At 52.8% G+C, this 6,395-nt stretch carries 8 protein-coding genes; 3 read left to right on the top strand and 5 right to left on the bottom strand.

Features of this window, described 5'->3' with window-relative positions; all coding sequences use genetic code 11:
- The first annotated feature begins 475 nt into the window (after nucleotides 1–475).
- Nucleotides 476–694 carry a hypothetical protein gene (locus J5276_RS24480; RefSeq protein ID WP_038493340.1) on the top strand — a complete coding sequence of 73 codons (219 nt, stop codon included), beginning with the start codon at nucleotides 476–478 and terminating at the stop codon, nucleotides 692–694.
- 46 nt (nucleotides 695–740) lie between these two features.
- Nucleotides 741–1,145, top strand: a complete 405-nt coding sequence (locus J5276_RS24475; protein WP_003518904.1) for a hypothetical protein — start codon at nucleotides 741–743, stop codon at nucleotides 1,143–1,145.
- Between the two features lie 47 nt (nucleotides 1,146–1,192).
- Here the strand turns inward: J5276_RS24475 and J5276_RS24470 are convergent, their stop codons facing one another.
- From J5276_RS24470 to J5276_RS30500, 4 genes are all read right to left on the bottom strand, one after another.
- Nucleotides 1,193–2,458: a type II toxin-antitoxin system HipA family toxin gene (locus J5276_RS24470; protein ID WP_013762472.1), complete on the bottom strand. Its 1,266-nt coding sequence runs from the start codon at nucleotides 2,456–2,458 to the stop codon at nucleotides 1,193–1,195.
- Nucleotides 2,455–2,727: a helix-turn-helix domain-containing protein gene (locus J5276_RS24465; RefSeq protein ID WP_236735824.1), complete on the bottom strand. Its 273-nt coding sequence runs from the start codon at nucleotides 2,725–2,727 to the stop codon at nucleotides 2,455–2,457. Before J5276_RS24465 ends, J5276_RS24470 begins: the two co-directional genes overlap by 4 nt.
- 504 nt (nucleotides 2,728–3,231) lie before the next feature.
- Complete coding sequence (locus J5276_RS24460) at nucleotides 3,232–3,504, bottom strand: type II toxin-antitoxin system Phd/YefM family antitoxin (protein ID WP_174012496.1); 273 nt, start codon at nucleotides 3,502–3,504, stop codon at nucleotides 3,232–3,234.
- Nucleotides 3,505–4,116: 612 nt separating this feature from the next.
- On the bottom strand, nucleotides 4,117–4,242 hold the full coding sequence (locus tag J5276_RS30500; protein WP_255610345.1) for a hypothetical protein: 126 nt from the start codon (nucleotides 4,240–4,242) through the stop codon (nucleotides 4,117–4,119).
- Between the two features lie 266 nt (nucleotides 4,243–4,508).
- On the opposite strand from J5276_RS30500, the gene J5276_RS24455 reads away from it, so the two are divergent.
- Nucleotides 4,509–4,802, top strand: coding sequence for a hypothetical protein (locus J5276_RS24455; protein WP_162706845.1), 294 nt, complete (start codon nucleotides 4,509–4,511; stop codon nucleotides 4,800–4,802).
- A gap of 73 nt (nucleotides 4,803–4,875) precedes the next feature.
- Here J5276_RS24455 and J5276_RS24450 read toward each other — a convergent pair whose 3' ends face one another.
- On the bottom strand, nucleotides 4,876–5,970 hold the full coding sequence (locus J5276_RS24450; RefSeq protein WP_112154988.1) for a helix-turn-helix transcriptional regulator: 1,095 nt from the start codon (nucleotides 5,968–5,970) through the stop codon (nucleotides 4,876–4,878).
- Nucleotides 5,971–6,395 lie beyond the last annotated feature (425 nt).

The raw sequence follows: 6,395 nt of genomic DNA, 5'->3' as shown, positions 1-6,395 counted from the left end.
CCTTCCCGCTTCCCATATAAATAAACCCACCTCACTGTAAAAACCTATATAAAATCACATGGTTATAGCGGTCCAAAATTATCTGCGCACAAACAGACGAGCTTTACCAATCAAATCCACTTAATGCGGTTGGTTTATGCTTATTTATATGTTTTGCGTGTCTGGCTGAGTAAATTATATGTTTTACCGACACCCTCCAGCCGTTGATCTGATCCTAACCAAACCACCCACTCACCCTCACCAAAGGAAAATCCATTCCCATCGACAAGTATAAATATACAAATATATGTATTAATAGAGATTATGTAGGTATAATATTCTGCCTGAGCACCATGCAGCGCGTGTACCCTCATCGCAATCGAATGACAGGTAAATACGGATCGTTCAGCCTATCAAAAGTTGTACAAGATGATTGACTATCGCGGCTGCGTGAGGGAACCTCTGCGGGAAAATACGGGGAACATAACAAATCATCATGTCGCCAGAACGCTTTAATGAATGCCTCCGGGTGATCCGCTGGACGCCGATCAATATTGCCTCTGCCTTGCAATGTGAACTCTCATGGATCGAGGCGCTGGAAGCCGGTAACGATACAGTTCCAGATGGCCTAGCAACATGGCTGGAAACGCTTGCGCAAGCTCATGAAGCATTACCACCGCCATCAACCTACAGAGGAAAACGGTCGACATTCTGATGCGGCCAACAGCTGAAAACCTTCACCAACAACCGGATTACGCAATATGAAACATGCCATCGCAATTCTCGGTCTGATCACCGTCTCCAGCCCGGCCTTCGCAGCATCGTGCGAGAAAAACTTCACCGTCTCAGGTGTGCCCATGGTCACGGCTGTCTCTTACAAATCCTTTCAGGAACTGCCGAAAGCCAAAGCACCCGCTGTCCTTCAAAAGCTCGCCCAGGCCGTCGCAGCAGAAGGTTTTTCAGGTATCCAGATCAACAAGGCACTGTCGTCAATCGATGCCCACCAGGAAACCAGCGGAAGTGGCAGGATTCAGACGCTGCGCGTTGTCGCCCGCCAGAAAGGCGCCGCTGTCCGGATCGATGCTGTTTTCAACATTCAGGCAGGACAGATCGCCGACAAGGACGTCATCCGCAAGGGTATCTGCGACATCATAAAAGGCGTGTAAGGGTCGGCTTGACGTTCACCTAAACCGATGAGCGCCGCCAAGGGCCACTAAAATTGCCGATCAGCCAGCCGATTACCATTCAGGAATTTGTCGAGTTCAGCAGTACGGGATCTGGATAGCCGAACTTCTTCCGCAAACTGGGGCCACCGATCTACGGCCTCTCGAACCTGCTCTATAACCTCCCTGGCATATTGATCCGGGATCGAAGCCGCTTTGGAGACCGCCAAAAGGTGAGACATGCCGGGGGTTCTACCTTCCCCGGCTATTGCAGCGCTGTGCTCACCGCCTGGCCCGGACGAAAACGTAAGATCGTATGCGGGTGCCAGAGACCACCTACCATTCCCGTCCATAAGAAATGCATGGTTTTTAGCATGGTCGTCGCGATTTCTGGCATAGACATTGAACACCATATTTCGAAACATCTTGAGGACTTCCGCAGCGTCGCGGGTCATCATATGGGTCAGCTTGTGAAGTTGCTCATAGTTCACACTCGCCTCACGATGGCTGGCATTCAACAGGCCGCTTGCCGTGTGCATGTGGAGCCTGCCGGTAGGTGTCCTGTCAAAACGTTTCGTCGCGAAAAGCCGCCTTCCTTTCCGGGTCTCCAACAGCTGCGTGTCAGCCATCGTCAGTCCTGCAGCTACCGCCATAAGCGCATAGGCTCTTTCTTCAGCGCCAATCTCCCGCGGATCATCGGAACTAGGTGCCTTGACCATCCACCTTTCAAACCCCGCGCCCAACGGCTGGCCGTAGTCCAGAACACAGGTATTTTCCACTTGGTTGAAGCCGATCATAATCTTCGGACGTGCACCCGCGGATCCGCCCTGTGCGCCCTGCAAACGATCGATGTCGGCGATGTCCATCTCCGTCTGTACCAACTCCACCTGATCAGCGAACCAATCGAGATCAGTGACGGCCTGTTGTTTCTGATCGTCTGGCAATTCCGGAATGTATGAGAGTGCCCCCATTCCCGTTCTGCCCACCGCCGAGAGACGGTCAACCGGCGTGAGCCGGGTGTAATCAATGCCCGCTCGCTGTAGACGGCGGTCCAGCAACAGACGACCCCACCCGTCAGGCAGGCTGTCGTTGAATAGCCCATGGAGCCCGTCGAACGGATCGCGAGGCGCCGCAATCAACCCCGTGGCCGCCATCATATGGAATGGAGAAATCAAAAGGGGCGATGTCAGAAACTCCGCCGCGTACTCGAAGTAAGCCCTCCGTTCCTTGCCACTCCAGGCGAGGGTACCGAGTTTCCTCTCGTTCCCTTCGAGATTCAGATAAACCTTAATCTGCTGGATTGGCTTGAACTTCATTTCCTGCGCACACGCTGCTTGAGAGGACGATCAATGACATCATCGATATTCTGCGGCGGCCGACCTGGAAACAAGCGTTCGAACTCCGCCTCCGCCTCAAGGGCAAACGCAATTTTCACAAGGCTCTCGAGCGAAATTTTCCCGGTTTCTTCAAATAGCCTCAACGATCCGTAGGACACATTCGATCTCGAAGCCAGTTCACGCTGGGTCAATCCATGCTCAATCCGTCGGCGCTTCATTCTGTCCGCCAAACCTCTGATAACTTCCACCGGGGATGCCATCCTAAATGCTAACATATTATCACCCAAATACAAATAAATGACATTACTGCCAATATAATAGCATTTAAATAAATCGCAAGTCGGTGATTTGAGCCATGCCGGAAAAGGTAGCGGCATAACTTAGCCGCCGGAAGCCAGCGCCAAAGAAAGGATCGTACTGAGTGCACGGACGCTCAAACCACATCAACTGCAGCAACAAACATCCCGCACCAGATAAGCAACGGCAACCTGACTGAGCCAATCGCCGCCGGAGACCGCCGCTGGCGGCAATCCGGCAGCCGACACATATAAAGCCGTTATAAGGAAAATGACTTTACCCCCAAAAGGTGGGAGTTGATTGAACATCTTCAGAAGATCGGTCCATCCAGCATACGCGGAGTTGCTCGATCCGTCGAACATTCCCCGCGGGAAATAGAGAGCCTACGCTGCCCGCTAAGTCCGACGTGCCAATGCCAAAGGTGCGAATATCTGAACAGCCCGCCGACCTTTGGTTCAGTCGGCAGAATGCATGTCCGTCAACAGTTCGGCGTTGAGATGTTCCAGACCCGGCTCCATCTGCGATGCTTCAGTGGCGGCGAGGTCATCGTCGCCGAGCGTCGTCGAAAGTTCGACTCGGCGATCACGCTTGGCGAGGCGCATATCGTCCTCATAGGCAATCACAACGGTGCGACGCCGACCGTTCTTGGTGATAATGACGGGCTCGCGGACTGTAGCGTGATGATAGGCTCCAAATTTTTCGAGCCGTGTTGGAAAAAGTGGCAGAATAACTCAGCCGCCGGGAGCCGGTGCAAAAGAAAGAACCGTACCGAGTATTAAGTAGTATATCTCAATACAAAAATTTGAATTACATAATCAAATACAGTCAGCGGCTCCTCGTACAGAAACCGCTGCCCATGATACATCACACCGTGGGTCGCAAGCACAGTTTGCTGTTGTTGCGCACACCGCTCATGTCACATACAAAGTACTTTACTTTGTATGGGTGCGAACGGGTGTCCGAGACGCTTACGGTTTTCCCACGAGAACCGATTGTTGATGTCGTACCCCAAGCTGATTTTCCGGCACATTTTCGCTCATCTCCGAGCATATAGTAGCACATGACGACTTGTACGGGGATATTGCACTTGTTGATGACGTCAACGTAGTCCCAATCGATCCTGCCCCGACTGCGCTGTTTAAATGCTACGCAATCATCATTCGCGTAAGGTGCCTGGCCATTCTTAATCGGCCTCTGAACCGACGGTCTGGGATCGGGCGTACTTGCAGCGTTGGCAATTGCGCCTGCTCTGCCAAATGCCCGGCTCATCCGATCGATATTATCCGACGAGCGTGGACGAAATGTCTGTACAGGTCTGTCCTCGGGTTCCGGTAGAGCGTTCAGTATAGCAATGCCGAGCCCCAGCAATGCGGCTGCATCAGCTCCAGATGATTGTCGTTGCGCAGAGCCACCGCCGCACCCGTAAGATCGGCCACCGTTAGCCGGGGCCAGTTCACACCGTGCATGGGCCTGTCCGGAAAAAGGAAACACGGAAAGTGATGACATAAGGATAAGAAAAGTTACACGCCAGTTCATTCTAACCTCTCGCTGAACGGATGAATCATTCCTCAGCGCAAGGCTATATCCCTCGCCCGATGCGCTGACGATGCGCCAGACACCATCATAAACGGGCACCATAATCGTACCCTAATTGGAGAATGCGACAGCTCCGTCTTTTTGTTTGTCTCTAACCGCTCACATCCAGGACGCGGACAATACGCAAGCTTCCCAGATGCGAAAATTCAGCTTGGGGACTTCAAACATGCAATTTAAAAAATTCATCCGAACCAGCGCCGTAACCCTGATTGCTTTCGCCGCAAGCGAACACGCGGTACTTGGCAAGGACATCTGCTCGGACACGTATATGAGTGAGAAGATCCATCCGTTTGCAACACGTGCCCGGAATGCAATCGGCATTTGCGGCACAGCAAAAGCGGGTGTGGCTCTCTACACCGAAAGCCTGCGGCTCGTGCAACAATGCCTGAGCGATCCGGGGCTACGGGCCTATAAGCAGGATCTGGAATGACTTTTGCACGATGCAAAAAACCAGGCATCAGCATCATGCGGCCGAGCACCGTATATTGGGGTAGCCTTGCGTGTCAGCCTAGCCGAATGCCAGCAAGCAGGACACATAGCTCCGCCTGTCGGTCGGTCCCGGTTTTACGAAGGATTGACCGAATGTGGGTACGAACCGTTTCATATTGAATTCCACAATGACCGGCGACGGTTCTCAGGTCGGCACCGTCGGCAAGAAGTGCCGCAATTTTACATTCAGACGGCGTCAGCCCAAACAGATGATGAAGCACGTCATATGAAATGAAACGTTTATCACTCACATCTTCGAACAGCACCATCGCGTACGACCTGGCGAAAACGTCACGCAAATTTGGCCCAGCCCTTTCGATCCGCGCAAGCAACGGCCTCTTCTCACCACGGGTCAACGTCACGACTTCGCCGTGAGCCAGATCATTCGATCGAATGACCTTGTTCAGCATCGTCTCAAAGACCACTGTCTCCCGTGACGACGCTGCCCTGATTTTTCCATGCGCTATTCTGACATCCCCGGTGAGAAGCGAATCCGCCTTCTGGTTAGCCGCTACCACATGACCACGATGGTCAAAGAAAACGCACGCAACATCTGCACGCTCAAACGCGGCCAGTCGTCCTCTCATGTCGCCAGCCGAAAACAGTGCCATGATCCGTGCGGACATCTGAAGGTGGGTTCTGAGATTAGCGAGGTGAACCCGGTCATCGTTCCCAAACCCGCCATCGCCGAGCCTGCGTTGCAGAACGAAAAACAGATCGTCCTCACCTGAGGAAAAATTGACGACTGCTGTATGCTGGAATCCATGCTTCGCCATGAATTTATAGTATTCGAGATTATCCAGATCACCTTTACGGACGAAATCCTCCTCGAGGACAACTCCATTACGCTTCATCAACGGTATGAATTTCGCCCGGTGGTCTCGCGTGTTCCAGCCGTCGTTGATATAGGCTTCCATGATCGAGGATAAACTCTCGGTGAAAAGAACACCTCCGACCGAGCCGGAGCTTGCCGGTGCCATGACATTGATGCCGCCGGCGCCAGTTGCCTCAGCAATCTGCTCCAGAAGCGAGGGCCAACGCGAGGGCTCCAGCGCTGCATCCTGGAACCGATTCAGCAGATTATGAAAAACCGCGATATCAACCGGCATTTTCCCCCTCACCCACCAAAGTATATTTGTATAGCCAGAATACAGCACCAGATCCAGAAGTTGTTTTCGTGCGTACTTGAAAAGACACACTTGTCGAGCTGGAAGCCGCCCGTTTCTCATCAACCTCCCGAAGCCATCAACCTGGAGCATGTGGCACGCTCTAGGCGCAACGGGGCTTCTACGACGGTCCGGACCGATGTGCGCGCTCAATCCCCGGCAAGATACTCGTTGCATTTCTGATCCGTCTTATCGTCACCTAACGACATCAGTAAGCGTCCTGCAGCAAACCCGAACCTGATCAGCCAGACATACCCCAATTGGGGTACGCAAACCTGGGGTAAGCTCGATATTAAATTTGCCGTGTAATCAAGCTGGAGCATTATCATTGCGGTACGTGTTGATGTGGGTCGGGCCTGACAGGCAAG

The sequence above is a fragment of the Agrobacterium sp. S7/73 genome (assembly GCF_019355535.1).
Classification (GTDB): Bacteria; Pseudomonadota; Alphaproteobacteria; order Rhizobiales; family Rhizobiaceae; genus Agrobacterium; species Agrobacterium tumefaciens.
This window is presented reverse-complemented; position numbering and strand designations above follow the sequence as displayed.